We start from the raw sequence: 1,787 nt of genomic DNA, 5'->3' as shown, positions 1-1,787 counted from the left end.
TGGCGGCGACGCGGCGGACGACGGGGTTGAAGAAGTCGAACAGGGCCTTGAGGTCCTCGGTGCGGCGGATGCCGGTGGCGTCGAAGACCAGGCCGGCGAACTTGCCCTCGGCGTCCGCGCCGGCCAGCTCGTAGTCCGACTCGAGGATCGCGCGGACGGGCTCGACCAGGCGGCCCTCGCCGCCGACCAGGACCGGGCCGTGGAGAGCGGGCTGCCCGGCCTCGTGCCGGCGGAGCTGCTCGGGCTGCGGGAGGCCGACCTTGCCGGCGATGAACGACCCGGGGGCCGAGGTCACGAACTGCGAATAGAGGTCGAGGTTGCCCTGTGCCATGGCGATCATCTCCTGGAGAGGTGCGGTCTTACGGGTCGACAAGTAACTTACCGCTGAGTAACAATACTCGTCGGGCCGCGCTACGGGCCACCGGATACCGAGATCAAACGGGAGTGACACACGTGACCACCAGCCCCCGCAAGGTCGCCATCGTAGGCGGCAACCGAATCCCCTTCGCCCGATCCAACGGCAAGTACGCGGACGCCTCCAACCAGGACATGCTCACCGCGGCGATCGACGGTCTCGCCAGCCGCTACAACCTGCAGGGCAAGCGCGTCGGGATGGTCGCCGCGGGTGCCGTCCTCAAGCACGCCCGGGACTTCAACCTCACCCGCGAGTCGGTCATCGGCTCCGTTCTCGACTCCTCCAGCCCCGCCTACGACGTGCAGCAGGCCTGCGGCACCGGCCTGGCCACGGCCATCCAGGTCGCCGACGCCATCGCGGTCGGCCGCATCGACGCCGGGATCGCGGGCGGCACCGACACCACCTCCGACGCCCCGCTGGCCGTCAACGACGACCTGCGCAAGATCCTCATCAAGGTCACCTCGGCCAAGAGCACGGTCGACCGGCTCAAGCTCCTCGGCGACATCCGTCCGCAGTCGCTGGTCCCCGAGCAGCCGCAGAACGCGGAGCCCCGCACCGGACTGTCCATGGGTGAGCACGCCGCCATCACCGCCCGCGAGCTCGGCGTGACCCGTGAGGCCCAGGACGCGCTCGCCGCGGCCAGCCACCACAACCTCGCCGCCTCCTACGAGTCCGGCTTCCAGGACGACCTGGTCACCCCGTTCCTCGGCGTGCCGCGGGACGACAACATGCGTCCCGACTCGTCCGAGGAGAAGCTCGGCAAGCTCAAGCCGGTCTTCGGCAAGCGCGACGCCGAGGCCCACGGCACCGAGGCCACCATGACGGCCGGGAACTCCACCCCGCTCACCGACGGCGCCTCCGCGGTCCTGCTGGCGAGCGAGGCCTGGGCGGAGGAGAACAAGCTCCCCGTCCGCGCCTACCTGGTGGACTCCGAGACCGCGGCGGTGGACTTCATCCACGGCCACGACGGCCGCACCCCGGACGGGCTCCTCATGGCGCCCACCTACGCGGTCCCGCGGCTTCTGGAGCGCAACGGCCTGACCCTGCAGGACTTCGACTACTACGAGATCCACGAGGCGTTCGCCTCGCAGGTCCTGGCCACGCTCGCGGCCTGGGAGTCCGAGGAGTACTGCACCGAGCGTCTCGGTCTGGACTCCGCGCTCGGATCGATCGACCGCAGCAAGCTCAACGTCCACGGTTCCTCGCTGGCGGCCGGGCACCCGTTCGCCGCCACCGGGGCCCGCATCCTGGCCGCGACCGCCAAGCTGCTGGAGGAGAAGGGCTCGGGCCGCGCGCTCATCTCCATCTGCGCCGCCGGTGGTCAGGGCGTCACGGCCATCGTCGAACGGTGAGCCCGACGCGCTGACCCCGC

General features: G+C 70.6%; 1 protein-coding gene and 1 pseudogene. One reads left to right on the top strand and one right to left on the bottom strand.

Features of this window, described 5'->3' with window-relative positions; genetic code table 11:
* Positions 1-337, bottom strand: a pseudogene (locus G6018_RS07290) (short chain dehydrogenase); the annotation flags it as partial.
* Between the two features lie 116 nt (positions 338-453).
* Here G6018_RS07290 and G6018_RS07285 point away from each other — a divergent pair.
* Positions 454-1,767, top strand: coding sequence for an acetyl-CoA C-acetyltransferase (locus G6018_RS07285; protein ID WP_179523546.1), 1,314 nt, complete (start codon positions 454-456; stop codon positions 1,765-1,767).
* Positions 1,768-1,787: the final 20 nt, after the last annotated feature.

The sequence above is a fragment of the Dietzia sp. DQ11-44 genome (assembly GCF_014145205.1).
GTDB classification, from domain to species: Bacteria; Actinomycetota; Actinomycetes; order Mycobacteriales; family Mycobacteriaceae; genus Dietzia; species Dietzia natronolimnaea.
The sequence above is the reverse complement of the archived record's forward strand: the minus strand, read 5'-3'. Positions and strand labels throughout refer to the sequence as shown.